Raw genomic sequence first — 23,672 nt, 5'->3', positions numbered from 1 at the left:
CCCGGCCGGTTGCGTGACGGGTCGGCGGGCCGGATGCGCGGGCCGTGCCCGAAGCGCCACCGTCTGACGCCACATCGGCGGACCGCGGCATCCGGAGCACTCGTGTTGCCGCCGCCGGATGATCCACAACAATGGACCCGTGATCCGGCCACCCGCGGTGCGTCCGGGGTTCGTGGCAGGTCCGGCAGGAGGAAAGCTGTGAGGTATCTGCGGGCTGTCGGCCTGGCGTTGGCCGGCATGGCGCTGCTGGCCGGTGGGCTCGCCGCCGGCGCGCACTGGATGCTCGACCGGTATGCGACCAGCAAGGTGGACCGCGTCAGCCACTCCGTTCCGGGTACCGAGGTCGCCTCGTCGATCGCCGGGCACCTCTCGCTGCCGCTGATCCCCAAGGGTCCGCGCTCGGTCGACTGCCGCGGCGCCCTGCGGGCCGTCAAGGGAGCGCGCGTCCACTGCACGGCCCACTACCTGCGCGGCACGGACCGCGGGATGACCGTACGGGTCGTCAGGGTCGGCCGCGGACGGATCACGTACGTGCACGACGCACCGCACCCCTGACCTTCTGGCCGGACCCCTCCCGCCGACTCCCGCCCGTGGCCCGTCGCTTACTGTGCACCCGGCGCGATCACGTACGGACGAAGGAGAACGGCAATGGCGCAGGGCGCACTCATCGCCGGTGTGGGCGGCACCGCACCGAGCATCGACCCGACGGCCTTCACCGCACCGACATCGGTCGTGGTGGGTGAGGTGACGCTGGGCGCCGGATCCAGCGTCTGGTACCACGCGGTGCTGCGCGCCGACTGCGGACCGATCGTCCTGGGGGCGGACAGCAACATCCAGGACAACTGCACCGTGCACGTCGATCCCGGGTTCCCGGTGACCGTCGGCGACCGCGTCTCGGTGGGCCACAACGCCGTGCTGCACGGCTGCACCGTCGGGGACGACGTCCTGGTCGGCATGGGCGCGACGGTGCTCAACGGCGCGCACATCGGCGCCGGTTCGCTGATCGCCGCGCAGGCGCTGGTGCCCCAGGGGATGGTCGTGCCGCCCGGCTCGCTGGTGGCCGGGGTGCCCGCCAAGGTCAAGCGGGAGCTGACCGATGAGGAGCGCGATGGCATCAAGGTCAACGCCGCGATGTACCGGGAACTGGCGGATGCGCACCGCGAGTCCGTCACCGGCTGACTCCGGGCGCGCCGGGGCGGCGCACGGTGGGGCGAAGATCACAGGGCGGTGCGCGGCCGGTCGCGTTGTGTGCTGAGTACGGTGTCCGGGTGCCGTCGAACCAGAACGTGTTCTCATCCTTCGTGGCCTGGCGGCGCCGGGCCGTATCGCGCCTCGTCCACCGCGGCACGCGCTGGGTGCGGCAGGCCGCGGCCGTGACCGCCGAGCGGCCGGGCCCTTACCGCTTCCGCCGCATCGGCACCGGCGCCCGGCTGGCGTACCCGCAGGGGACGGTGTTCGGCGACCCGTGGATCGAGATCGGCGATCACTGCATCATCGCCCAGGACGTGACGCTGACCGCGGGCATGATGCCCGATCTCGATCTCGGTCCCGACCCGATCCTCACGCTGGGCAACGGCGTGGTGCTCGGCCGCGGCAGCCATGTGATCGCCGATGTCCGGCTGACGATCGGCGATGACTGCTTCTTCGGCCCCGGGGTCTACGTCACCACCACCAACCACAGTTACGACGACCCGGACGTGCCGGTCGGCAAGCAGTGGCCGCGCACCGATCCGGTCGAGATCGGTTCTGGCAGCTGGATCGGCACCGGAGCGGTCATCCTGCCCGGCGCCAGGCTCGGCCGGAACGTCGTGGTCGCGGCGGGCGCGGTGGTACGCGGCGAGGTGCCCGATCACGCGGTGGTGGCCGGGGCGCCCGCGAAGGTCGTAAGGCGCTGGGATCCGCGGGCCGGGTGGCAGCCGCCGCTGCGCACCCCGGCGCCGGTGCCGATCCCCGAAGGGGTCACGCCCGAGCAGCTGTTGGCGCTGTCGGCTGACGAGCGCTCCGCCGCGGACGCCGGCTGAGCCGGTCAGCCGGCGGATGCCAGCAGGACCGTGCCCAGCAGGGCCAGCGAGGCGCCCGCCGCCTGGACCGTGCGCAGCCGCTCCTTGAGGATGCCGAGCGCGGCGAGCGCGGTGACGACGGGGTAGAGCGAGGCGAGTACGGCGGCGACGGTGATCGGGCCGTGCTGCGCGGCAAGCGCGTAGGTGCCGTTGGCCGCGACATCGGCGATGCCGACGAACGCGAGGGCGGGCAGCGCGCCCCGCAGCGCGGGCAGCCCGTCGCCGGGCAGCGCGGGGGTACCGCGCCGCACCGTGGCGTACAGGGCGGCGCCACCGACCGCGACATTGCACAGGCGCTGGACGAACAGGGCGAGGAAGAGGCCGGTGACGTTCGTCGACGCCTCGGCTATCAGTGCCATCACGGCTCCGAAGCCGAACGCCGAGACCAGGGTGAGCGCGATCGTCCGGCGCGGCACGGACACGCCGCCCATCCGCTGCCCGCCGGCCAGCACGACCCCCGCCACGGCCACCGCCATGCCCACCGCCTGCATCGCGCCCGGCCGCTCGCCCAGGGCGACGCCGACGCCGAGCGGGACGACGACGGTGCCCAGCGAGCCGAGGGGGGAGACCACGCCCATCGGGCCGAGCGCCAGGGCGCGGTAGAAGCAGAGCATCGCTGCGGGGCCCACGACACCGGCGGCGACCGCGAACCACAGCGAACCGCCGGCCTCCCGCCAGCCGCCGGTGGCGAGCACGACGGCGCCCAGGACCACGGCGGCCAGGGTCTGCGAGACCACGACCACGGTCAGCGCGTGCAGGCGCCGGGTGAGCAGTCCGCCGCCGAAGTCGGCGAGCCCCCACAGCAGGCTCGTGGCCAGGGCGAAGACCGCAGTCATGGTGAAACCTCGCAGTACTGTGGGTTGAACGCTGAAGTGCAGCACACCGTAGTTCAATAATCGCGACTATGGCATTCAATATATTGGACGGACCGTGACGGACCTCGACCAGATCACGCAGTCGCTCGCCCGTAACCTCAAGCGCTGGCGCACCGAACGCGGCTACACCCTCGACGCGCTGGCCGCCCGCGCCGGAGTCAGCCGCGGCATGATCATCCAGATCGAACAGGCTCGTACGAACCCGAGCGTGGGCACCACCGTCAAGATCGCCGACGCCCTCGGCGTCAGCATCGTCACCCTCCTCGACCACGAACAGGGGCCGCAGGTACGGGTGGTGGCCCCCGGCGAAGCCATCCGCATGTGGTCGACCGAGGCCGGCAGCCACACCTCCCTCCTGGTCGGCGCCGAGGCCCCCGGGCCCTACGAACTCTGGGACTGGCTGCTGATGCCGGGCGACACCAGCCAGTCGGACCCGCACCCGCCCGGCACCGTCGAACTGCTCCACGTCCGCACCGGCACCCTCACGCTCACCGTCGACGGCACCGACCACACCGTCCCCGCCGGCGCATCGGCCACCTTCGAGGCCAAGGTCGTCCACGGCTACCGCAACGACGGCGCCGAACCGGTCGAGATGACCATGTCCGTACTCATCCAGCCCGCCCACTGACCCGCAGACCGCGGCCCCTCTCGCCCCCTGAGACGGGCCGCTGCCGGGCCCGTGGTGCCTGCTAGCTTGGCGGCATGCCCGTGCCCATGGATGCCTTCGACGATGTCCGGCCCGCGATCGAGTGCCTGGACCTGCTGCCCGATCCCGTGGCCGCCGCCCTCCGCGACTGGCGCGGATCCGTGCCGGTGGAGGAGATCCGCTACGCCGACACCGACCCGGCGATCGCGGACACCGCGCTGCTCGTCGAGCACTACGGCGCCTGGCTGCTGGAGCAGTCGGCGAACTGCGTCGTGGTGGCGGGCAAGCGCGGCGGCGAGGTCACCCTGGCCGCCTGCCTCGTGCTGTCGCACACCAGGGCCGACGTCAACGGCGTGGTGCGCCGCCAACTCGGCGCCCGCAAGGCGTCGTTCGCGCCGATGGACACCGCTGTCGGCGACAGCGGCATGGAGTACGGCGGCATCACCCCGATCGGCCTGCCCGGCAACTGGCCGGTGCTGGTGGACGCCGCCGTCGCGGACATCCCGTACGCGCTGATCGGCAGCGGCCGGCGACGCGGCAAGATCATCGCGCCCGGCAAGGCACTGGCCGAACTCCCCGGCGCCACGGTCATCGACGGGCTGGGCGTGGCCTGACGGTCCACATCCGGGGCGGCCCGGCCCCGCTCACCCGGCGCCCGACGAACGGGACCGCAGGTCCAGGGAGAGCGCCGTGGAGTGCTCGGTGAAGCCCAGGCTGCGGTACAGCGGTTCCGCGTCGTCCGTGGCGTGCAGGTCGACCCGGGTCACGCCCAGCTCGGCGAACCGGTCCAGCAGCGCCTCCGTCGTCGCCCGCGCGTGACCGAGCCCCCTGTGACCGACGTCCGTACAGATGTTGAAGACGAAGGCGAACCGGCCCGATGGATGGCCGGGCGCGGGCAGCCGCTGCTCGACCGTGCCCACCGCGCAGGCCACCAGGCGCGGTGCACCCTCCCCGGCGGGGCCGTCCACCACGAACGCGACGAGCGGCCCCTGAGGATCCGCGAGCTGACGGCGCGCCACCTCCTCGGCGTGCCGCTCCCATTCCCCCGGCTCGTCGCGGCCCTTCATCGCGGAGAACATCAGGCGGCGCAACCGGACCAGTTCGGCGGCGTCTTCGGGCACGGCGGGACGTGGCGTGATCATGCCCGGACGCTAGCGCAGCGGCCACCCGGGCCTGAACGGGGTATCCCAAGGGCCGGACGGCCGCCCGAACCACCGCTCCGGCCACGCCTGTTGGGATGCCGACCGCCGGCCGACCGGTCGCGGAGAACCCCCTGGTCACACGCCCGGCCCCGCGCGATACCGTCACGCCCGTGACATCAACCTCATGGGACATCGTGCTGCTCGGCGGGGCTTCCGGTGTCGGCAAGAGCCGCCTCGCCGCCCGTCTCGCCGAGGAATCACAGGGCTTCGTCGTCGAGTTCGACGACGTCGTCAGCGCCGTACAGGCGATCACCACGGCCGAACAGCACCCGGACCTCCACCACTTCGACCACGACACCGACCCGGCCCGACTCCCCGCAGGACAGGTCCTCGACCGCCAGATCGCCACCGCACAGGCCCTGGAACCCGCGGCGCTCGGCGTGGTACGCAACCGCCTGACCGTCGACGTACCCGCCGTGATCGAGGGCGACTACCTCACCCCGGCCGCCGCCACCCGGGCCGTCCGGGAGGGAACGGCGGCCGGCCGCCGCGTACGTGCGGTGTTCCTGCACGAAGCGGACCCCGAGCAGATCACCGCCAACTACGCCTCCCGGGAACCGGACCTCGCGGCGCAGACAGACCGGGCGCAGGTCAGCGCTGAGTACTCACACTGGCTCAGCCACCAGGCCGGCCTGCACTCCCTGCCGGTGGTCACCGCCCGCCCGTGGCACACCCTCGCGGCCCGCACCCGGCAGGCCATCGGCTGAGCGGCGGACGAACGCTCAGCGCAGCCGCGGTATCTCGATCGCCGGGCAGCGGTCCATCACCATGTCGAGGCCCGCGTCGCGCACCCGATGCCAGGCCGCTTCGTCCACGACCCCGAGCTGGAACCACACACCCCGCGCGCCGACCGCGACGGCTTCGTCGGCGACGGCACCTGCCTGCCCGCCGTTGACGAACACATCGACCACGTCGACCGGGAACGGTATCTCCGACAGCGACGCGTACCCCTTCTCGCCGTGCACCGTCTCGGCCTTCGGATGCACCGGCACGACCCGCTTGCCGTGGCGCTTCAGCACCTCCGCGACGCCGTACGCGGCCCGCTGCTGATTCGACGACAGGCCCACGACGGCCCAGGTGTCACCCAGCTCGGTGAGCATTCTGCGGATCGTTGCGGGATCGCCGTACACGCGCTGCCTCCTGCGGAAGGGAAGTCTCCTGCCCGGGAAACGGACGGCCCCGCGCAGGGATTCCCGATCCGAACGTATTTCCCCGGCCGCTTCGCCCCGCCGCCCTCCCCGCGCAGCCGCCCGGTTCCTCCGCGATGCCCCCGGGCAGCGGAACGCCCCGCCCGAAGGGGAAGACGGGCGGGGCGGGATCGTGTGCCGGAATGTCAGCCGGTGCTGCCCCTCGCGCCGCTGCTCGCCATTCCGGCGCCGACGGCCGCGGTACGGGCGGGCTTGCCGATCGGCAGTCCGCCGGCCGGGCCCGCGACGCCGTCCGCACCCTCGGAGCCGTCCTCGGGATGCGTGCCCACCGGCTCCGCGCCGCCCGCCGCCGTACCCGGACGCCGGGGCGCCGCCGGCCCGTCCACCAGGGCGAAGCCGCCGTCCGCTGCGTCGTCCTCATCCGCGGCCCCCGCCCCGGCCGCCGCCAGGGCGGCGTGCAGCTCCTCCATGTCCACCAGCATGCTCACCGGACCCGTCGGGTTCAGGTACATCGCATGGCCGGGCGGCAGCTGCCCGACGAGTTCCGCCACCGGGCGCCGGTCGTAGAGCAGCCGTCCCACGGACTCCAGGTGGCTGTCCGACGTGTACACGGGCACCACCGGAGTGCCCTCGGGCGACGCCGCGGCCAGCGGGCTGCCGGTCGCGCTGACCAGGACCGACACCTGCGCGCGCGCGAGCGCGTCCGGCACGTCCTGGGCCGGTCCGTACCCGGTCGCGGCGAGCTGCACGGCCTGGTCCACCGGGTCCGTCGGGTCCGCCCAGTCCAGCATCTGCGGGGACGGCCGGTACTCCGGGTTGTCACGCCACTCCTCGATCTCGCCGGTCGGGCCCGAGCGCCACTGCCCGATCAGCGCCCAGCGCGGCGGCGGCCCCTCGCCGGTCCAGGTGAGATCGACCATCGCCAGCCAGTGGTCCGGCGCGCTGCGGGCCGCCTCGATCACCTCGGGGGGCGGATCCGGCATCTCCTGACCCGTCACGGGAACACCTACCGCCACCGTCGTCTGTGTGCTGTCGTCCATGAAGCCCTCCGCCAACCCGCCGTACGGTTTCTGGGTACGCGACCGGGCCCCGTCCACGAGGCCGTCGCCCCGGTCACAGTGCCCACGGTCGGCCCGCACGTCTGCCCGACGCACCGGAGGGGCCCCGGGGATACGCCGCCTGGCCGTGCGCGGAGCCCCCGTACGGCGGACACCCGCAGCGCGGCGCGGGCCCGGGGCCGTCGGACCGGCCGGTGCCTGGCCGCGCGGACCGGCCGCATAGGCTGGTGCGATGCAGGAGCAGTACCGGACCCTCGCCCGCGCGGGCGTGCACGAGATCGAGATCAACAAGTCCCGCTTCCTCTGCGCGCTCGCACCCGTGGCGACCGAGGCCGAGGCCCAGGACTTCATCGCGGCTGTCCGCAAGGAGCACCCGGGCGCCCGCCACCACTGCTTCGCCTACGTGCTGGGCGCCGACGGCGGCGTCCAGAAGGCCAGCGACGACGGCGAACCGGGCGGCACGGCCGGAGTGCCGATGCTCCAGATGCTGGTGCGCCGCGAGGTGCGCTACGTCGTCGCCGTCGTCACCCGCTACTTCGGCGGCGTCAAGCTCGGCGCCGGCGGGCTGATCCGCGCCTACGGAGGCGTCGTCGGCGAGGCGCTCGACACCCTCGGCACGGTCACCAGGCAGCGCTACCGGCTGGCGACGGTCACCGTCGACCACCAGCGCGCCGGCAAGGTGGAGAACGACCTGCGGGCCACCGGACGGGTCGTGCGCGAGGTCACCTACGGCGCCGACGTCCGCATCGAGGTCGGCCTGCCGGAGGCGGACATCGACGGCTTCCGCGCCTGGCTGGCCGACGCCACCTCCGGCACGGCGGGTCTCGACCTCGGCGGCGAGGCGTACGGGGACGCCTGACGCCGACGGGTGGCATGGCTCATCGGTGGACGCCTCAGCCGACGGGGGCGGGGGCCTCCGGCGCAGGGAACGTCCGTGTGGCCAGTGCCCACCGGGTGAGCGGCCGGGTGGCGAGGCCGCAGAGCGCGAGGATGACGCCGAGCACCACCCAGCCGGGCCTGCCCCATTGGAGGCACAGCGTGGTGAGCACCACCGGTGACGCTGCCCGCACCACGCCGTCGGCGAGGTTGAAGGTGCCCTGGTACTGCCCTTGGGCGTGTTCCGGGGCCAACGTGAAGCTGATTTCGAATGCCCCTGCCGCCAGGCCGAGTTCACCCGACGACAGCAGGAGTACGCCGACGAGCAGCAGGGCCGCGGCGACGGGGGCGGAAACCCCCGAGGCGAAGGCGAGGACCGTACAGCCGGCGAGGGACAGGAATCCTGCTCCGCGCAGTGCGGTGGCGGCGGGCAAGGGGCCCCGCACGCCGCGGGTGGCCCTGACCTGGAACAGAACGACCACCGCCGTGTTCACCACCAGCAGTGCGGAGAGCCACCACCGGGGCGCCTCGGTGTGCGACACCAGCCAGAGCGGCAGGATCAGCGACACCACGTCGTACTGGAAGGCGATGGCCCCGCACAGCAGCGACAGGGCGAGGTACGGCCTGTCCCACATGGCCTCCATGCGCCGCGTGCCCGGGGGGCGTGGCACCGGATCCACGGAGGGGATCATCAGCAGCAGCCCGGCCGCCGCAAGGAAACTCAGTCCGTTCGCCAGGATGAGAAGGGTGTAGCCCGCCGTCGAGTTGAGCTGGAGCGCGATGCCGGCCGCGGCGGCACCGATGCCGAGGCCAAGGTTGGTGACGGCTCGCAGATAGCCGCGCACGCGGGTGCGTTGACCGGGCTCGCTGAGCCGCGCGATGAGGGCGCCGCTGACCGCCTGGGCGCCGCGTTGTCCGATGGCGGCGACGGTGACCAGTGTGAGAAAACCGGCGAAGGAGTGTGCCGTCGGAAACAGGAACATCGCCACTGCCTGGATTCCCTGGGTGGCGACGTACAGCCCCCGGGGTCCGACGCGATCGGCCACGGCGCCGAGGGGGAGGCCCGACAGGAGGCCGACGAACGTCGAGACGGCGAGGCCGGCGCTCACACCCGTCACGCTCAGCCCGACGACGCGGGTGAAGAACAGCATGCTGCCCGCGAGGTAGAGCCCGCTGCCGACAGTGGTGATGAAACTGGCGATCGTCAGGACACGTACGGGGCCGCGGGGTATGTCGGTGTTCATGCACGTCTCCGTGAAGCGCCGTTGGTGTCCTGCTCGCACACGTCACTTTCCTTTGAACCTGGTTCGGGACTCCGCACGAGGGCTGTCGGTACGTGGACAGAGGGGGTCTGCATCTCCGCGATGACCGCTACCGGCGGGCCAGTTCCGTGCGCAGGGCCGACAGACACTCGCGCCGGTACGCCGCCAGACCCGGTGCTGCTGCGCGCTTCCTGCGGTTGAACTCCCCGCTGTTCACCCAGGCAACGATCAGGTCGGCCAGGGATGAGACGCCGTTGTACCGTTCCGTCATCCCGTTCGTATGGCCGCTCATCGGGTAGAACGCCGGCATGAGCGCGGGGAGACCGAACCGGACCATGTCGTTGATGTTGCCCGTGACACAGGTCCGACCACGTCGCTCGGTGATGCCGTTACGCGTGAGGTATTCGGAGACCGGCACTATGAGGAAGTCCGTCTCCGCGAGAGTCCGGTCGAATTCTTCCTGGGCGACGTAACCAGGGTGATCCCGCAGTTCGACCGCGGGAGATACCGCCTTCGCCGCCGCGTCGACGGCGACCTGGGACTCCTCGCCGGCGTGCTCTCCCAAGAAGTCGACCCGAAGTGGCCTCGCCAACCGTGGGGAGGCGAGTTCCAGCGCGGACAGGACCTCGTCGTGGTTCCTGCCGCCGTACATTCTCCCCGGGATGCAGCACCGCACCTCGTCCCGCATGAACGCGGTGGGCGGGCGCTGCGGGTAGGCGATGTTGATCGCTCGGTCCCGCAGCGGGGCGCCGGGTGTCATGAGCCGGAGGTCGGGAAGAAGGACATGCGCCGCACCGTGGAGAACGAGCTTCGCGATGGCCGCGCTGGGCCGGTTCTCGTCGGGCGAGGTGAACGTGTTGAGGTTGTGTACCAGGCAGTGGTAGGCGGGTTTCCCCGCCCTCTCGCCGGACAGCAGGCCGCACAGGGCATCGACCGGGGTGACGATGAATACGTGATCCTGTGAGCTGATCGAGGGTCTGCAACGTTCCATGAATTCGGCGTACGGAACATTCGGTGTGCATATCCGCCACTCAACTTCCGCAGTGGAAGCGGAATTCAAGGATTCGGCGCAGAACGCGTTGGTGTAGACGGTCGGTTTCCCGCCGATGTCGATGATCTGCCGGATGAGGCTGTCGAGAACCTCGCTGTGTGCGCTGAGTTCGATCAGGCCGATGTTCATCGCGTGATATTCCATCAGCCCCGGTGGGACAGGTCTTCCAGGAGGAGCCCCTCTTCGACGAGCAGCCGCAGCAGCGGGGCGATGTCTTCCGCCGGGTCGAATTCGGGTGCCCAGCCGCTGGCTTCCTCGAAGGTGAACGCATCGTGGCGGATGAGGTTGTCGATCAGCTCATCCGGGGCACCGTCGAGTGTGATCTTCCTCGTGCCGAAAAGAATCCGGTGCTGCTCGGACTCGGCGTCGTAATCAACCCTGACGGGGGTGAACTTGGCCCGCCGCAGACGTGTGTCGCCCTTCACGGAGAGCGGCTGGAAGCCCGACTGGCTCGGCAGGCTGATCTCCCGGTGGCGACTGTCCTGTGAGGTCAGATGGTTGGCGATGTACGCCTCCACCAGCCGCTCGTCGTCGGCCAGCGTGGCGAGCCTGCCCAGCAGCGCGCGGACGTGGCCGGCCAGCTCGGTGGTGTCACCCCGGACGACGGGCGGCAGGTTACGCCTCCACTCCGCCTCGTCCATCAGCTCGTCCGCGAGCCACTTCAACCAGTAAACGCCGGTACGGCATGTCACCCCGAGCGTCAGGTGCAACGAGGGTTCGTCACAGGCCACCGCGTAGTGCCAGTGTCCCCGCGGAATGTAGAGCACGTCCCCCGGGTGGAGTTCGGTCTCGATGTAAGGGGATCCCTTGGGTTCGCCTGTGTCGCCGGAATTGTTGGTGTACTTGTCGAGCGGGTATTTGTACGTCTCCTCGGAGACGACCCACCGCTTCGTCCCCTCGATCTGCAGGATGAAGACCTCGTGGTCGTCGTGGTGCTGGTCGAACCCTTGCTGCTCGGGCCAGGAGCAGTACATGTTGACCTGGCTGCGGTGGCCGAGCCCGCGCTCGATCGACGATGCCAGTTCGGCGATCACGGGAAGCCGCGCCTGCAACTGGTTGATGATGAGGGTGTAGCCGTCCTGGCAGTGCTTGATCCATTCCTCGGGCGTCTCGGGCTTCTCGGAGAGTTTTCTGCCTATTGCCGCGAGGCGGATCTCTTCGCCGAAACGGAGACGATGGAAATTGAGAAGGTGGTTGAGCTGATCCCATGAGAAGAGCGGACGGAAGCGGTCCCGGTCCTGCCCGCGAAACACGACGCCCCGGGTTGTCCAGTTCTCGTGAAGGAATTGATCGAGTGGCATCGGGGCAAGCAGGGATTCGAGATCGAACACGCTGGTCCTTACGGTTCAAAGGGGCGGGCGCCCGGTGGCTCCTGGAGCCACCGGGCGGGTCGGATCCTGGACGGATTCCTTCCCTTACACGTCCTTCTGGTCGACCTCGAGGTTCGGCACGCTCTTGACCTGGGCCGTCTTCACCGTCTCCACGGAGAACCCGATCCGCTTCGGCTGACGGCCCGCGTGGACCTCGCGCTTGGGTGTCGCGTGCATCTTGGCCATGATGACTCCTTGGCTGAGGGGCTTTTCCTTACCTCCTTCTTCTTCCTACCGAAAGTAGTGTGAAAAACGTGCCAAAAATCATGAGTGTGTGGCAAACCGGGTTTGTCAAAGCATGTGAAACTCTTGGTAGTTGCGTGACGTGAGGGGTGGGTGAGCCGGAAGTGGCAGACGGGGGCTTCGATGGATTTCCCACGGCAGTAGGGTCTGCGGCGTGATCGAGCCGTTCCACCTGAGCGAGACCCGGACGTCGTACGACACCGTTGCCGTCGACTACGCCGAGCTGGTGCCTCCCGCGTTCGAGAACGACCTGTTGGGGCGCGCGATGCTGGGGGCGTTCGCGGAGTTCGTGCGGGCCGCCGGTGGCAGCCCGGTCGCCGATGTGGGGTGCGGTCCTGGCCATGTGACGGCGCATCTCCATGCCCTCGGGCTGGCCGCGTTCGGTGTCGAGCTGTCGCCGGGGAGGCACTCGACGTCTACCTGTCGCCCACCGGCCGCGTCGCCGAACTGGCGACCCGCGCCGGGCTGACCGTGCAGGCCACGCTCGTCGGGCAGCCGGAGAACCTGCGTGATCCGCAAGCCTGCCTCCTGGTCCGCAAGCCGGTGAAGTCGTGATCGTCATGGGCGAGTTGGCTGCGAAAGGGACACTGGCCACGACGGGAAGACCCTGCTCGTCATGGGCGGCGCCCGCGCGGCCGGTTAACCTACTTGCATGAGTGCGCAAGTCATGTCGTGGGATTCGGCCGGCGCCGACCGTGCGGTCGCGGTGCTCAAGGCGGTGGCGGATCCGTCGCGCTACCGGCTGCTGTGGGCGCTGACCCAGCAGGAGCTGCCGGTGAGCGCACTGGCGGAGCTGCTCGGTGCGCATGTGGCGGCGACCTCGCAGCATCTGGCGAAGCTGCGGGTGGCCGGGCTGGTGGACTCCCGTCGTGAGGGCACGCGCATCTACTACCGGGCGGGCGAGCGTGTTCGGAGCCTGCTGGAGGAAGCGACTCTGGTCGCGAACGACGTGCGGGAAGAGGGCGGCGGCTCCGACGGGGCGCCGCCCGAGCCCGCCGCCGTCACGCGGGAGCGGACCGCGTGCCCGGCCAGGACGGCGCGCATCCGGCGGCCGGCGGCCGAGCACTAGGCGCGGTGGCCCCTGGCTCAGGCGCTGTGCCCCGCCCCCTTGTCGGGTTCGTCCAGGCGGTACTCCTGCGGGTCGGCGTCGTAGGAGTACAGCTCGGCGTAGCGGCCCCAGCCGGTGGCGGTTTCCAGCTGCTGGGTGACCTGTTCGCTGGTGTAGTGGTGGGCGAGTACGTCGCGGAAGAAGCCGGCGCGCAGGGTGCCGTCCGGGTTCTGGTGCAGGCTGCTGGTGATCAGCCTGACGAGGGGGACGTCCGCAGCGGCCTCGGCGAAGATGGTCTTGGACTGCTGGACGTCGGCGCCCGCGAAGGCGGTGCCGCGGTCGGTGAGGAGCAGGTCGGCGTCGCTGACTTTCGCGAAGCCGAGCAGGTCGAGGGCGTCGACCAGGGGCAGGACGTCGTCGATCTCCAGGCCGAGGTCGTCGGCGAGGTCGGCGAGATCGCAGCGGCCACCCCGGTGGGCGACCATCTCGGCGAGACCGGACAGGCCGTCGACACCGGCGTGCGGCAGCGGGGTGTTGGCCGGGGTGCGCCTGTCGGGGCCCGCGCCTTCGGGACGGCCGGGGATCCGGGTCTCCTTGGCGCGTCCTGTCATGATCCGGTAGACGCGGTCGATGAGTTCTTCGAAGGCGGGCGCGTTGCGGTCGCGGGGGCGGTCGAGGCCGACGTCGATGGTTTCGCGGATGGTGCCGTAGGGGCGGGAGCCGAGAACGACGATGCGGTCGGCCATCAGGACGGCTTCTTCGATGTTGTGGGTGACCAACAGGATGGCGCGGGTGGGGAATTGGCCGGACTCCCACAGTTCCATCAGCTCACCGCGCAGGTTCTCCGCGGTGAGGACGTCGAGGGCGGAGAAGGGCTCGTCCATCATCAGGACGTCCGGTTCGACGACGAGGGCGCGGGCGAAGCCGACGCGCTGGCGCATGCCGCCGGAGAGTTCCTTGGGGTAGGCGGATTCGAAGCCGTCGAGCCCGATCAGGTCGATGGCCTGCCGGGCGGCGTCCGCCCGCTCGTCGGCGGGGACGGCGCGGGCTTCCAGTCCGAGTTCGACGTTCTGCTGGACGGTGAGCCAGGGCAGCAGGGCGAAGGTCTGGAAGACCATCGCGGTGCCGGGGTTGGCGCCGGTCAGGGGAGTGCCGCGGTAGGAGACGGCGCCGGAGCTGGGCGGTACCAGGCCGGCCAGGCAGCGCAGCAGGGTGGACTTGCCCGAGCCGGACTTGCCGAGCAGGGCGACGACTTCACCGGCCCTGACCTCCAGGTCGATGCCGCTCAGGACGGGCAGTTCTCCGTCGGCGCCCGCGTAGGTCTTGGTCAGGCCGGCGGCCTCCAGGAGGACGTCGCCGTCGGCGGCGCGGGGCGGCTCGGCGGGGAGGCCGGCGGCGGTCTGACCCGTCCGGGCGAGGCCGAGGGCCCGGGGGAGTGCGGTGCACAGGGTGCGCAGGGTGTTCAGCGCCATGGGTGGCTCCGGAATCGCGTAGGGAAGTTCAGGGAGGAGTTCAGAGGGCGTAGCGGGTGTCGGCGAGGCGGTGGAGGCGGCGCCAGAGGAGGCGGTTGAGACCGACGACGTACAGGCTCATCACCGCCACACCCGCGAGGAGGTGCGGGAAGTCGCCCGCTGCGGTGGCCTTGGCGATGTAGGCGCCCAGGCCGGTGGCGGTCAGGGTGGTGGGCCCAAAGGTGACGACCTCGGCGACGATGGAGGCGTTCCAGGCGCCGCCGGACGCGGTGATGCCGCCGGTGACGTAGGAGGGGAAGATCCCGGGGAGTATCAGCCGCTTCCAGCGCTGCCTGCCGCGTACGCCCAGGTCGTCCATGGCCTCGCGCAGGTCACTGGGGATGGACATGGCGCCCGCGATGGTGTTGAAGAGGATGTACCACTGGGCGCCCAGCGCCATCAGCAGGATGCCGCCGATGTCGAGGGACAGCCCGGTCTTGAGGAAGAACCAGACGGCCAGCGGGAAGAGGAAGTTGGCGGGAAAACTGGCCAGGACCTGGACGACCGGCTGGGCGATCCGGGTCAGCCGGGGCGAGAAGCCGATCTTCACGCCGATCGGCACCCAGATGACCGTCGCGGCGGCGACGAGGACGATGACGCGGGCGAGGGTGGCGAGCCCCAGCAGCAGCGGCTCGCCGAACACCCCGAGTCCGGTGCGGTCGTTGAGGTATCCGCCGAGGTCGGTCAGGCCCCACAGGATCAGGCCGCCCGCGATGACCGTGAAGGTGATGTCGCCGGTGCGTCGGCGGGCCGGGTCGATGGCCAGGGGCCGGTCGTCGGTGCCGAGTACCCGGCCGACGGTGCCCAGCGCGCGGCCCACGGGGCGCAGCGCGCCGCCGATCAGTTGCGGCCAGTGGGAGCGGCGCAGGAAGTCCAGGACGACGGAGCGCTGTACCTCGCTCGCCTCGGACTGCTCGTTCTTGAACTTCTCGGCCCAGGCGGTCAGTGGCCGCCAGAAGAAGAAGTTCACGCCGATGACCATGACCGCCATGGTGAGGATGGCCCAGCCGACCTTCGTCAGGTCGCCGTCGGCGATCGCGGCTCCCGCGTAGGAGCCGACACCGGGCAGCGCGTAGTCCCTGTTGTCGACGCTGATCGCCTCGGACGCGACCAGGAAGAACCAGCCGCCGCCGAAGCTCATCATGCCGTTCCAGACCAGCCCGATCATCCCGGACGGCAGCTCGACCTTCCAGAACCGCATCCACCTGGTGAACCGGAACGACCGTGACAGCTCGTCGAGTTCACGTGGCAGAGAGGTGAGCGCGGAGTGGAAGGCGAAGGTCATGTTCCATGCCTGCGAGGTGAAGATCGCGAAGATCGACGCGCACTCCAGGCCCAGCATCGAGCCGGGGAACAGGGCGAGGAACCCGGTCACCGCAACGGTCAGGAAACCCAGCACCGGTACGGACTGAAGGATGTCGAGCGCCGGGATCAGGATCCGTTCCAGCCGGCGGCTCTTGGCCGCGGCGTAGGCGTAGACGAAGGTGAAGACGGTGGACAGGACCAGCGCGACGAACATCCGCAGCAGCGAGCGCGCCGCGTCGTACGGCAACCGGCCGGGGCCGGTGTCCACCGTGACGGAGTGGCTGGGGGAGAAGCGGACGGTCGTGCCCTGCCCGACTCTCAGGACGAGGTAGCACAGGACCAGGACGGCCGCGGCGACGACCACGTCCACCCAGGTCATGCGGGACAGGCGGCCGGTGAACCGGGAGCGGAGCGAGGCCCCGGAGGGGGCGGCGGGACTCGTCGTACGGAACGACATCACAAAACCTCCGGCCACACCGGGCACGGCGGGCTCCGGGCATGAGCGCGCACGCCGGGCCACGCCGGCCCGGCGTGGAGGAAAAGGAAGAAACGGGACCGCCGTGGGCGGGCATCCGGTGCCCGTGCGGCGGCAGCGCCCGTGGCACGGTTCGGTCAGCCGTGGCGGCGCACAGAGGTCAGAGGCTGCCGGTGAGGCAGCGCGGACTGGGTGGGTCTTCGCCCATGGCTGCCTCCTCCAGTGATGCGGTTCGATCCGGTGCGACACGGCCTCGCCCGCACGGCGCGGCGGGCGGCTCGACGGGGGAAAGTCTGCCGTTTGTTGCGTCTGTACGCAAGTATCGGGAGCTGCTTATGTGCGTCTCTGTGCAAATTCGGTGGGTGGCTTCAGAGTTCGGGCTGCGAGGGAGGTCCGCGGCACCGGCCGCCCGGCGAGCGGTGTCACGCCTCGGACCGGGCCTTGGCCGGGCCTGCGACACGCGGTACCTTCGGTGCGATATCGACGACGGCACGACGGAAGCCGGTGGAAAACCGGCACGGTCGCGCCACTGTGTGCACACCCGCCCCGTCCCCGTGGACGGGGCGGGTGTGTGAGTCAGACCCGTGGCCGTCGTCCTGTGCACCACCGAGTTGGGACGCGAACTCCCAGAGGAGGCCACGACATGGCGCAACACGTCGCCCAGCCGACCGCCACACCCCCGGCCGTACCGGTCAAGCTGCCGCTGAAGGCGGTCGCTCCCTGGGCGGTCTTCTTCGGCATCCTGATGCTGGTCCTGCTGTACTTCGTCGGCGCCGAACAGGGCGCCACCTCCGTGTTCAGCGGCGCGGAGGTCCATGAATGGGTGCACGACGCCCGCCACCTGCTCGGCTTTCCCTGCCACTGACGCGAGGGGCGCCGCATACCCATGAACTCCGCAACGGTAAGAAACCTGCTCGTGCGGGGCATGCTCGCCGGCCTCGGCGCCGGCGTGCTCGCCCTGATCGTCGCGTACCTCCTCGGGGAGCCGAACGTCGACAGCGCCATCGGCTTCGAGGAGGCCCACGCGGGTCACTCCCACGAACACGAGGTCGAACTCGTCTCCCGGGGCGTGCAGTCCACCGCTGGACTCGCCACCGGCGTCCTGGTGTACGGCATCGCCTTCGGCGGAATCGCCGCACTCGTCTACTGCTTCGCCCTGGGCCGCGTCGGCCGTTTCGGCCCGCGGGCCACGGCACTGCTGCTGTCCGGCTGCGCCCTGCTCGCGGTGTACGTCGTACCGTTCCTGAAGTACCCGGCCAACCCGCCCGCCGTCGGCAACCCCGACACCATCGGCAAGCGGACCGCCCTGTACTTCCTGATGATGGTGCTGAGCGTGCTCCTCGCCGTCGCCGCGACCCTCCTGGGCAAGCGGCTCGCCCCGAGGACCGGCACCTGGTACGCCACGGTCGTGGCCGTCGCGGCCTTCGCCGTGGTCGTCGGCCTCGCATTCGCCTTCCTGCCCGCGATCAACGAGACGCCGGAGCACTTCCCCGCGGCCCTGCTGTGGCGCTTCCGGCTCTCCGCCCTCGCCATGCAGCTCACCCTGTGGGCCGGATTCGGCCTGCTCTTCGGCGAGTTGGCGCAGCGGTTGCTGCGCCCGGCGGCGACGGCGGTGCCCGGACGGGCGGTGTCTGCCGGGCAGTGACGGACCGACCGGTACGAGGGCCCGCGGAACCGTCCGGGGGCCCTCGCGCGTTCCTGCCGCGCCGTCATCGGAAGGCGGCCCCGAAGGCGGCCCCGAAGGCGGCGCACCGCGTGCCTCAGGCGGCGGCGAGCGGACCCCCGAGCCGCACGTTCCATCGCCCGGTCCGTCCGCTGAGTTCGGTGCAGGTCAGCGGCGGCACGTCGAAACGCCAGAACGCGGCGTCGGGCGCCCCGGTCGCGTGCACGGCCGCGGCCCGCACCACCTCGGGCTCCACCACGGCGACGACCCGCCCCGCCGGACGGAGCGCGTCGAGCCAGTGCGCCACCCGCTCACACACGGCGGCCACCGACTCCCCGCCGGGCGCCGCCGTCCGCGGATCGGCGAGCCAGCGGGCCACCGCCTCCGGATCGGCCGCGCTCACCTCCTCCAGCGTCCTGCCGCGCCAGCGCCCCGCGTCGAGACCGGCCAGCTCCGGCGGCGCGTCACCGGCGTCGAGCCCGAGGGCGCGGGCGGTCTCCCGGCAGCGGACGCTCGGTGAGGTGACGACGGCGGCCGGCACGGTCAGCGAACCGGCCGCCGCGCGGGCCCGCGCCGCACCCGCGGTGTCGAGCCGGTCGCCGTCGTCGAAGGCCGCACGGCGCAGCGACGCGGTCGTGGCGGGCGAGACGAGCAGGACACGGCTGGTCACAAGGGCTCCTTCGGGCGTGGTGCGGTCAGGTGGCGCGGTGGACGACGGGATAGGGGACGTACGTGCGGCGGTCGGGGTCGATGGCCAGCCGCCCGCCGGCCGGGGGCCGTGCCCGCTGCGCGCAGTCGCGGCGCTCGCAGATCCGGCAGCCCAGGCCGATCGGGGTGGCCGCGCGGGCGCCGTCCAGCGCGACGCCGTCGGCGTAGACGAGACGGTGCGCATGGCGTAGTTCGCAGCCGAGTGCGAGGGCGAACTCGGCGCGCGGGGCGCGGTGGCCGTATCCGCCGCGGGTGAGGGTCCGCGCGATCCAGAAGTACCGCTTGCCGTCCGGCATTTCGGCGACCTGCGTCAGTATCCGGCCGGGCGCGGAGAACGCCTCGTACACCGTCCACAGCGGGCAGGTGCCGCCCAGCCGGGAGAAGTGGAAGTCCGTAGCCGACTGCCGCTTGGAAATGTTTCCGGCCCGGTCGACCCGCAGGAAGGAGAACGGCACGCCCCGGCGGCCGGTGCGCTGGAGGGTGCTCAGGCGGTGGCAGACCGTCTCGAAGCCGACGCCGAAGCGCGCCGACAGCAACTCGATGTCGTAGCCCACCTCTTCGGCCGCCGCGTGGAAGACGGCGTACGGCATCAGGAGGGCGCCCGCGAAGTAGTTCGCCAGACCGATGCGGGCCAGCGCCACCGAATCCGGCGAGGTCAACTCCGGGGCGCTGAACGCGAGTTGACCGAGCAGTGGCCCCTGCTCCAGCAGGGCAAGCTGGGTGGCGAGCTGGAAGGCGCGCCGGCCGTCGCTGAGCCACGGGGACAGGAACAGCAGGCCGGTGTCCCGGTCGTAGCGCCGGGCGTCGGACGAGCGCTGCGCGGCGGCCCTGACCACCCGGACGCCGTGCCGTTCGGCGAGGCGCGCGGTGAGCGGCACGGACGCCCGGCCAGGCGCCAGTTCCATGGCGCCTGCGATGCGCTCCGCCTCGGCGTCCAGCGCGGCGAAGTGGTTGTGGTGGGCGTAGAAGAAGTCGCGGACCTCGTCGTGCGGCTCGCCCGGGAGCAGCGGCGCGTCGGACGCGTCCGGCGCGGCGAGCACGGCGGTCCGTTCGGCGGCGTCGCGGTAGCGGCGGTGCAGGGCGACCAGGGCACGGGCCACCTCCGGGTGGTCGCGGGCCGCCTCGGTGATCACCTCGGCGGCGGGCGGCGGCGCCCCGCACGCCTCGTCCGCGAGGGCGGTCCGCAGATCGGTGGCGAGGCGGTCCTCGTCGGCCTCGGAGAAGAACTCCGTGTCGACGCCGAAGACCTCGGCGATCCGCAGCAGCACCGGAACCGTCAGCGGGCGCTGGCTCTGTTCGATCTGGTTGGCATAGCTGGTGGAGATGCCCAGCGCGCGGGCCATGTCCACCTGGTTCATGCCGTGTTCCCTGCGCAGGCGGCGCAGCTTGGCGTGCGCGTAGACCTTGCGGCCTGCCGGTCGCCCGGCCATGGCGGACCTCCCCGTCGTGAGCCGCGGGACGGCGGTGCCGCGGCGGCTGTGGAGGTGAACGTAGCATCCGCAGAATTCGCAACTTCCGCAGATTCGCGACCCGGCCGGGTGCGGATTCCGCACCCGGGAACGGTGTCCCACCGGCCGCCCACCGGGCAGTCTCACTCCTGTCACCACCACAGGAACACCGGCCCACGAGGAGTCCCGTGATCGAGCACCACGTCCGTGTCCGCCCCAGCGCCGACCGGCTGCCGCGCGAGGAGCAACTCGCCTGGAAGCTCGCGTCGGTGGCCACCGCGACCGACGAGCTGGACGCAGGCAGCGTCACCATGGCCGTCAACCGGGTCATCGACAACGCCGCGGTGGCCGCCGCCTCCCTGACGCGCCGCCCGGTCGCCGTCGCCCGCGCCCAGGCCACCGCCCACCGCGCCGCCGCCCCCGGCGCCGCGGTCTTCGGCTCCCGCGCCAGGGTCTCGCCGGAGTGGGCCGCCTGGGCCAACGGCACCGCCGTGCGGGAACTCGACCACCACGACACCTACTTGGCGGCCGACTACTCCCACCCGGGCGACAACATCCCGCCGCTGCTCGCCGTCGCCCAGCACACCGGCCGCACCGGCGCCGACCTGCTGCGCGCCGTCGTCGCCGCGTACGAGATCCACGTCGCCCTGGTCAAGGGCATCTGCCTGCACGCGCACCGCATCGACCACATCGCCCACCTCGGCGCCGCCACCGCCTGCGGCATCGGCGCCCTGCTGCGGCTGCCGACGGAGACGGTGTACCAGGCCGTGCAGCAGACGGTGCACACCACCACCGCGACCCGGCAGTCCCGCAAGGGCGAGATCTCCAGCTGGAAGGCGTACGCACCCGCCTTTGCCGGCAAGGCCGCCGTCGAGGCCGTGGACAGGGCGATGCGGGGCGAGACCTCCCCGTCCCCGGTCTACGAGGGCGAGGACGGCTTCCTGGCCTGGATGCTCGAAGGACCCGGCGCCGACTACACCGTCAGCCTCCCGGAACCGGGCGAACCGCGCCGCGCGATCCTCGACACGTACACCAAGGAGCACTCCGCCGAGTACCAGGCCCAGGCGGTCATCGACCTGGCACGGCGGCTGCGCGAGAGGACCGGCCCCCTGGAGCAGGTGCGCTCGGTCGTCCTGCACACCAGCCACCACACCCATCACGTGATCGGCTCCGGCGCGCGGGATCCGCAGAAGTACGACCCCACCGCGAGCCGCGAGACCCTCGACCACTCCGTGCCCTACATCTTCGCCGTCGCCCTCCAGGACGGCGCCTGGCACCACGAGCGGTCCTACGCCCCCGAGCGCGCCCGCCGCCCGGACACGGTCGAGCTGTGGCAGAAGATCACGACGGTCGAGGACCCGGAGTGGACCCGCCGCTACCACGACCCCGACCCGAGCCGCCGCGCCTTCGGCGGACGCGCGGTGATCACCCTCGACGACGGCACGGTCATCGAGGACGAACTCGCCGTCGCCGACGCCCACCCGGCAGGCGCCCGGCCCTTCGACCGCCCCGCCTACGAAGGCAAGTTCCGCACCCTCGCCCACGGCATCGTCACGCCGGACGGCCAGGAACGCTTCCTGGCCGCCGCCGCCCACCTGGCCGAGCTGACCGCCCCCGACCTCGACGGGCTGTTCCCTGCCGTCGACACCGACGCCGTCGCCGCGTACGACGCGGGCCTGCCGAAGGGACTGTTCTGATGCTGCACACCCGCACCACCCCCGCCGAGCGCCGCCGCGCGCTGCGCGAGCGGCTGGCCACCGGCCGCCTGCTGACCATGCCGGGCGCCCTCAACCCGCTCTCCGCCCGCCTCATCCAGGACACCGGCTTCGAGGCCGCCTACCTCTCCGGCGCCGTACTCGCCGCCGACCTGGGCCTGCCCGACATCGGCCTGACCACATCCACCGAGATCGCCGCCCGCGCCCAGCAGACGACCCGCGCCACCGACCTGCCCGTCCTCATCGACGCCGACACCGGATTCGGCGAACCGATGAACGCGGCCCGCACCGTCCAGCTCATGGAGGACGCAGGACTGGCCGGACTCCACCTGGAGGACCAGGTCAACCCCAAGCGCTGCGGCCACCTCGACGGCAAGACCGTCGTACCGCGCGAGGAGATGACCCGCCGCATCCGGGCCGCCGTCGACGCCCGCCGCGACCCCGGCTTCCTGCTGATGGCCCGCACCGACGCCCGCGCCGTCGAGGGCCTGGACGCGGCGATCGACCGGGCGAAGGCGTACGTCGACGCCGGCGCCGACGCGGTCTTCCCCGAAGCCCTCGCCGACGAGGCCGAGTTCGCGGCGTTCCGCGAGGCGGTCCCGGTGCCCCTGCTCGCCAACATGACCGAGTTCGGCAAGGGCCGCCCGCTCGACGCACGCACCCTGCAAAACCTCGGCTACGACATCGCCCTCTACCCGGTCACCCTGCTGCGCCTGGCCATGGGCGCCATGGAGGACGGCCTGCGCACCCTCGCAGCCGACGGCACCCAGGAATCCCTGCTGCCGCGCATGCAGACCCGCTCCCGGCTCTACGAACTCCTCGGCTACGAGACGTACACCGCCTTCGACGCGGCCGTCTTCGACTTCACCCTCCCGCCCGGCACCTGACGCACCGGAGGCACCCACCATGACCACCGTCACGCCCCAGATCCACCGGGGGCTCGCCGGCGTCGTCGCCGACACCACCGGCATCTCCACCGTCATCCAGGAGACCAACTCCCTCACCTACCGCGGCTACCCCGTCCAGGACCTGGCCGCGCACCGCTCCTTCGAGGAGGCCGCCCACCTGCTGTGGTACGGCGAACTCCCCGACCCGGCACGGCTGCGGGAGGTGGGGAGCCGCCTCCCTTGGGCCTCTCTGGTCTCGTATGGGGCGGGAGTTACCCCGTGAGGGCGAGGTTGTGCAGCCGGGCGATGCCGAGCATGTCGGTGTGAAAACCGTCGCCTTTCAGACGGCAGTCACGAAGGATCTTCCGTGCCTTCATCCGCGCGAAGACGTGCTCGACGCGGGCCCGGACCTTGCGGTGGGAGGCATTGTGCTCCTCTTTCCAAGCTGGCAGTTCGGTCTGGCCGCGTTCACGGCGGTGCGGGATGAGCAGGCCGGTGCTCCGGTAGCCGCCGTCCGCGATGACCGTGGCCCGACCGGCGGCGGCCTTCGCACCGGAAAGTTCCCACGCCTTGCAATCGTTGCGGTTGCCCGTGACCGGCTGGCCGACGGCGACGGCGACGGCGACGGCGACGATGAGTCGGGAGTCGGCGTCGATGACGACCTGGCGGTTGGTCGAGTACCGGTAGTTCTTCGATTGCTGGGCAACCGTATGACCCGCGTGGGCACTAGGGTGCCGTCGACGATCAGCACGGCGTCCTTGCGGAACCGCTGACGGGGCTGAAGCGCAAGCGACGGTCCGAGGTGGCCGATGATGCGGTTGGCGGCCGGCTTCGACACCCCGAACAGCGGGGCGAGCTGGCGCAGCGTCAAGTTCGTACGCCGGCAAGCCGCTACGAGCAGGATCCGGTCCTCCGGAGTCAGGCTCCACGGCCGGCCCTTGTGTGCCTGGTCCGTACCTTCGCTCCGCAGTGACCAGCTTGCCGAACTGCCGCGGGTTCAGCCGGTGAACGGGACTGTCCAGGATGGCTCCAACGCCGTGATCAGACCGGCATGGCAAGATCATCTGTTACGGAACAGTCCTTAGGGAGGCCCCTCGTTGACCCGACTCAACTCCATACCC

General features: G+C 71.3%; 24 protein-coding genes, 3 pseudogenes and 1 riboswitch. Of the genes and pseudogenes, 14 read left to right on the top strand and 13 right to left on the bottom strand.

Features of this window, described 5'->3' with window-relative positions; all coding sequences use genetic code 11:
• Positions 1-198: 198 nt before the first annotated feature.
• The 3 genes from ACGFNI_RS05080 to ACGFNI_RS05070 all read left to right on the top strand — a co-directional run bounded on the left by ACGFNI_RS05080 (position 199) and on the right by ACGFNI_RS05070 (position 2,021).
• Complete coding sequence (locus ACGFNI_RS05080) at positions 199-555, top strand: DUF4333 domain-containing protein (protein WP_393680698.1); 357 nt, start codon at positions 199-201, stop codon at positions 553-555.
• A 93-nt stretch (positions 556-648) separates the two neighbouring features.
• The gene (locus tag ACGFNI_RS05075; protein WP_393680697.1) at positions 649-1,179 is read left to right on the top strand and encodes a gamma carbonic anhydrase family protein; all 531 of its coding nucleotides are present in this window, start codon (positions 649-651) and stop codon (positions 1,177-1,179) included.
• A gap of 89 nt (positions 1,180-1,268) precedes the next feature.
• Positions 1,269-2,021: an acyltransferase gene (locus ACGFNI_RS05070; RefSeq protein ID WP_393680695.1), complete on the top strand. Its 753-nt coding sequence runs from the start codon at positions 1,269-1,271 to the stop codon at positions 2,019-2,021.
• A 5-nt stretch (positions 2,022-2,026) separates the two neighbouring features.
• On the opposite strand, the gene ACGFNI_RS05065 is transcribed toward ACGFNI_RS05070, so the two are convergent.
• Positions 2,027-2,896 carry an EamA family transporter gene (locus ACGFNI_RS05065; RefSeq protein ID WP_393680693.1) on the bottom strand — a complete coding sequence of 290 codons (870 nt, stop codon included), beginning with the start codon at positions 2,894-2,896 and terminating at the stop codon, positions 2,027-2,029.
• Between the two features lie 94 nt (positions 2,897-2,990).
• On the opposite strand from ACGFNI_RS05065, the gene ACGFNI_RS05060 reads away from it, so the two are divergent.
• Positions 2,991-3,563: an XRE family transcriptional regulator gene (locus ACGFNI_RS05060; protein ID WP_393680692.1), complete on the top strand. Its 573-nt coding sequence runs from the start codon at positions 2,991-2,993 to the stop codon at positions 3,561-3,563.
• A gap of 74 nt (positions 3,564-3,637) precedes the next feature.
• Entirely contained in the window at positions 3,638-4,195 is a 558-nt protein-coding gene (locus ACGFNI_RS05055; RefSeq protein WP_393680690.1) for a YbaK/EbsC family protein, read from the top strand.
• Between the two features lie 30 nt (positions 4,196-4,225).
• Here ACGFNI_RS05055 and ACGFNI_RS05050 read toward each other — a convergent pair whose 3' ends face one another.
• Positions 4,226-4,723: a GNAT family N-acetyltransferase gene (locus ACGFNI_RS05050; protein ID WP_393680688.1), complete on the bottom strand. Its 498-nt coding sequence runs from the start codon at positions 4,721-4,723 to the stop codon at positions 4,226-4,228.
• Positions 4,724-4,893: 170 nt separating this feature from the next.
• Between ACGFNI_RS05050 and ACGFNI_RS05045 the strand changes: the two genes are divergently transcribed.
• Positions 4,894-5,490 carry an AAA family ATPase gene (locus ACGFNI_RS05045; protein ID WP_393680686.1) on the top strand — a complete coding sequence of 199 codons (597 nt, stop codon included), beginning with the start codon at positions 4,894-4,896 and terminating at the stop codon, positions 5,488-5,490.
• Positions 5,491-5,505: 15 nt separating this feature from the next.
• Here the strand turns inward: ACGFNI_RS05045 and ACGFNI_RS05040 are convergent, their stop codons facing one another.
• Both ACGFNI_RS05040 and ACGFNI_RS05035 read right to left on the bottom strand, forming a co-directional pair.
• The gene (locus ACGFNI_RS05040) at positions 5,506-5,913 is read right to left on the bottom strand and encodes a CoA-binding protein (RefSeq protein WP_393680685.1); all 408 of its coding nucleotides are present in this window, start codon (positions 5,911-5,913) and stop codon (positions 5,506-5,508) included.
• A 203-nt stretch (positions 5,914-6,116) separates the two neighbouring features.
• Positions 6,117-6,971 (bottom strand): type VII secretion system-associated protein, encoded by an 855-nt coding sequence (locus tag ACGFNI_RS05035; RefSeq protein WP_393680683.1) that lies wholly within the window; start codon positions 6,969-6,971, stop codon positions 6,117-6,119.
• Positions 6,972-7,221: 250 nt separating this feature from the next.
• Here ACGFNI_RS05035 and ACGFNI_RS05030 point away from each other — a divergent pair, with 250 nt between their 5' ends.
• Positions 7,222-7,848, top strand: coding sequence for a YigZ family protein (locus ACGFNI_RS05030; RefSeq protein ID WP_393680681.1), 627 nt, complete (start codon positions 7,222-7,224; stop codon positions 7,846-7,848).
• Between the two features lie 34 nt (positions 7,849-7,882).
• Here ACGFNI_RS05030 and ACGFNI_RS05025 read toward each other — a convergent pair whose 3' ends face one another.
• The 4 genes from ACGFNI_RS05025 to ACGFNI_RS05010 form a co-directional block, all read right to left on the bottom strand.
• Positions 7,883-9,109: an MFS transporter gene (locus ACGFNI_RS05025; protein ID WP_393680680.1), complete on the bottom strand. Its 1,227-nt coding sequence runs from the start codon at positions 9,107-9,109 to the stop codon at positions 7,883-7,885.
• A gap of 127 nt (positions 9,110-9,236) precedes the next feature.
• Positions 9,237-10,307 carry a hypothetical protein gene (locus ACGFNI_RS05020; protein ID WP_393680678.1) on the bottom strand — a complete coding sequence of 357 codons (1,071 nt, stop codon included), beginning with the start codon at positions 10,305-10,307 and terminating at the stop codon, positions 9,237-9,239.
• Between the two features lie 14 nt (positions 10,308-10,321).
• Positions 10,322-11,431, bottom strand: coding sequence for a cupin domain-containing protein (locus ACGFNI_RS05015; protein WP_393680677.1), 1,110 nt, complete (start codon positions 11,429-11,431; stop codon positions 10,322-10,324).
• A gap of 162 nt (positions 11,432-11,593) precedes the next feature.
• Positions 11,594-11,734, bottom strand: coding sequence for a hypothetical protein (locus ACGFNI_RS05010; RefSeq protein ID WP_393680675.1), 141 nt, complete (start codon positions 11,732-11,734; stop codon positions 11,594-11,596).
• Between the two features lie 211 nt (positions 11,735-11,945).
• Between ACGFNI_RS05010 and ACGFNI_RS05005 the strand changes: the two genes are divergently transcribed.
• The gene (locus ACGFNI_RS05005) at positions 11,946-12,260 is read left to right on the top strand and encodes a hypothetical protein (RefSeq protein ID WP_393680673.1); all 315 of its coding nucleotides are present in this window, start codon (positions 11,946-11,948) and stop codon (positions 12,258-12,260) included.
• A 183-nt stretch (positions 12,261-12,443) separates the two neighbouring features.
• Positions 12,444-12,860: an ArsR/SmtB family transcription factor gene (locus ACGFNI_RS05000; protein WP_393680671.1), complete on the top strand. Its 417-nt coding sequence runs from the start codon at positions 12,444-12,446 to the stop codon at positions 12,858-12,860.
• Between the two features lie 17 nt (positions 12,861-12,877).
• Here the strand turns inward: ACGFNI_RS05000 and ACGFNI_RS04995 are convergent, their stop codons facing one another.
• Positions 12,878-14,311 (bottom strand): nitrate/sulfonate/bicarbonate ABC transporter ATP-binding protein, encoded by a 1,434-nt coding sequence (locus tag ACGFNI_RS04995; protein WP_393680669.1) that lies wholly within the window; start codon positions 14,309-14,311, stop codon positions 12,878-12,880.
• Between the two features lie 40 nt (positions 14,312-14,351).
• Complete coding sequence (locus ACGFNI_RS04990) at positions 14,352-16,112, bottom strand: ABC transporter permease (RefSeq protein ID WP_393680667.1); 1,761 nt, start codon at positions 16,110-16,112, stop codon at positions 14,352-14,354.
• Positions 16,113-16,626: 514 nt separating this feature from the next.
• A riboswitch (cobalamin riboswitch) is annotated at positions 16,627-16,712 on the top strand.
• Positions 16,713-16,773: 61 nt separating this feature from the next.
• Between ACGFNI_RS04990 and ACGFNI_RS04985 the strand changes: the two genes are divergently transcribed.
• Complete coding sequence (locus ACGFNI_RS04985; protein WP_393680665.1) at positions 16,774-16,995, top strand: CbtB-domain containing protein; 222 nt, start codon at positions 16,774-16,776, stop codon at positions 16,993-16,995.
• A 21-nt stretch (positions 16,996-17,016) separates the two neighbouring features.
• Positions 17,017-17,775, top strand: a complete 759-nt coding sequence (locus tag ACGFNI_RS04980; RefSeq protein WP_393680664.1) for a CbtA family protein — start codon at positions 17,017-17,019, stop codon at positions 17,773-17,775.
• 115 nt (positions 17,776-17,890) lie between these two features.
• On the opposite strand, the gene ACGFNI_RS04975 is transcribed toward ACGFNI_RS04980, so the two are convergent.
• Entirely contained in the window at positions 17,891-18,463 is a 573-nt protein-coding gene (locus ACGFNI_RS04975) for a histidine phosphatase family protein (protein WP_393680663.1), read from the bottom strand.
• A gap of 109 nt (positions 18,464-18,572) precedes the next feature.
• Positions 18,573-19,931: pseudogene (locus ACGFNI_RS04970) on the bottom strand (short-chain fatty acyl-CoA regulator family protein); the annotation flags it as partial.
• Positions 19,932-20,137: 206 nt separating this feature from the next.
• Between ACGFNI_RS04970 and ACGFNI_RS04965 the strand changes: the two are divergent.
• The 3 genes and pseudogenes from ACGFNI_RS04965 to ACGFNI_RS04955 all read left to right on the top strand — a co-directional run.
• On the top strand, positions 20,138-21,646 hold the full coding sequence (locus ACGFNI_RS04965) for an MmgE/PrpD family protein (protein WP_393680661.1): 1,509 nt from the start codon (positions 20,138-20,140) through the stop codon (positions 21,644-21,646).
• Positions 21,646-22,551, top strand: coding sequence for a methylisocitrate lyase (gene prpB / locus ACGFNI_RS04960; protein ID WP_393680660.1), 906 nt, complete (start codon positions 21,646-21,648; stop codon positions 22,549-22,551). The genes ACGFNI_RS04965 and prpB overlap by 1 nt, the downstream gene beginning before the upstream one ends.
• Positions 22,552-22,570: 19 nt before the next feature.
• Positions 22,571-22,786: pseudogene (locus tag ACGFNI_RS04955) on the top strand (citrate/2-methylcitrate synthase); the annotation flags it as partial.
• 37 nt (positions 22,787-22,823) lie between these two features.
• On the opposite strand, the pseudogene ACGFNI_RS04950 reads toward ACGFNI_RS04955, so the two are convergent.
• A pseudogene (locus ACGFNI_RS04950) lies at positions 22,824-23,596 on the bottom strand (transposase).
• Positions 23,597-23,672 lie beyond the last annotated feature (76 nt).

The sequence above is a fragment of the Streptomyces sp. NPDC048644 genome (genome assembly GCF_043199105.1).
Taxonomy (GTDB): domain Bacteria; phylum Actinomycetota; class Actinomycetes; order Streptomycetales; family Streptomycetaceae; genus Streptomyces.
This window is presented reverse-complemented; position numbering and strand designations above follow the sequence as displayed.

Coding starts and splice junctions, on each gene's coding strand:
- ACGFNI_RS05020 (WP_393680678.1), bottom strand. CDS start 10,307: ATGAACATCGGCCTGATCGAACTCAGCGCACACAGCGAGGTTCTCGAC.
- ACGFNI_RS05050 (WP_393680688.1), bottom strand. CDS start 4,723: ATGATCACGCCACGTCCCGCCGTGCCCGAAGACGCCGCCGAACTGGTC.
- ACGFNI_RS05030 (WP_393680681.1), top strand. CDS start 7,222: ATGCAGGAGCAGTACCGGACCCTCGCCCGCGCGGGCGTGCACGAGATC.
- ACGFNI_RS05055 (WP_393680690.1), top strand. CDS start 3,638: ATGCCCGTGCCCATGGATGCCTTCGACGATGTCCGGCCCGCGATCGAG.
- prpB (WP_393680660.1), top strand. CDS start 21,646: ATGCTGCACACCCGCACCACCCCCGCCGAGCGCCGCCGCGCGCTGCGC.
- ACGFNI_RS04985 (WP_393680665.1), top strand. CDS start 16,774: ATGGCGCAACACGTCGCCCAGCCGACCGCCACACCCCCGGCCGTACCG.
- ACGFNI_RS05000 (WP_393680671.1), top strand. CDS start 12,444: ATGAGTGCGCAAGTCATGTCGTGGGATTCGGCCGGCGCCGACCGTGCG.
- ACGFNI_RS04980 (WP_393680664.1), top strand. CDS start 17,017: ATGAACTCCGCAACGGTAAGAAACCTGCTCGTGCGGGGCATGCTCGCC.
- ACGFNI_RS05025 (WP_393680680.1), bottom strand. CDS start 9,109: ATGAACACCGACATACCCCGCGGCCCCGTACGTGTCCTGACGATCGCC.
- ACGFNI_RS05065 (WP_393680693.1), bottom strand. CDS start 2,896: ATGACTGCGGTCTTCGCCCTGGCCACGAGCCTGCTGTGGGGGCTCGCC.
- ACGFNI_RS04990 (WP_393680667.1), bottom strand. CDS start 16,112: ATGTCGTTCCGTACGACGAGTCCCGCCGCCCCCTCCGGGGCCTCGCTC.
- ACGFNI_RS05035 (WP_393680683.1), bottom strand. CDS start 6,971: ATGGACGACAGCACACAGACGACGGTGGCGGTAGGTGTTCCCGTGACG.
- ACGFNI_RS04995 (WP_393680669.1), bottom strand. CDS start 14,311: ATGGCGCTGAACACCCTGCGCACCCTGTGCACCGCACTCCCCCGGGCC.
- ACGFNI_RS05075 (WP_393680697.1), top strand. CDS start 649: ATGGCGCAGGGCGCACTCATCGCCGGTGTGGGCGGCACCGCACCGAGC.
- ACGFNI_RS05010 (WP_393680675.1), bottom strand. CDS start 11,734: ATGGCCAAGATGCACGCGACACCCAAGCGCGAGGTCCACGCGGGCCGT.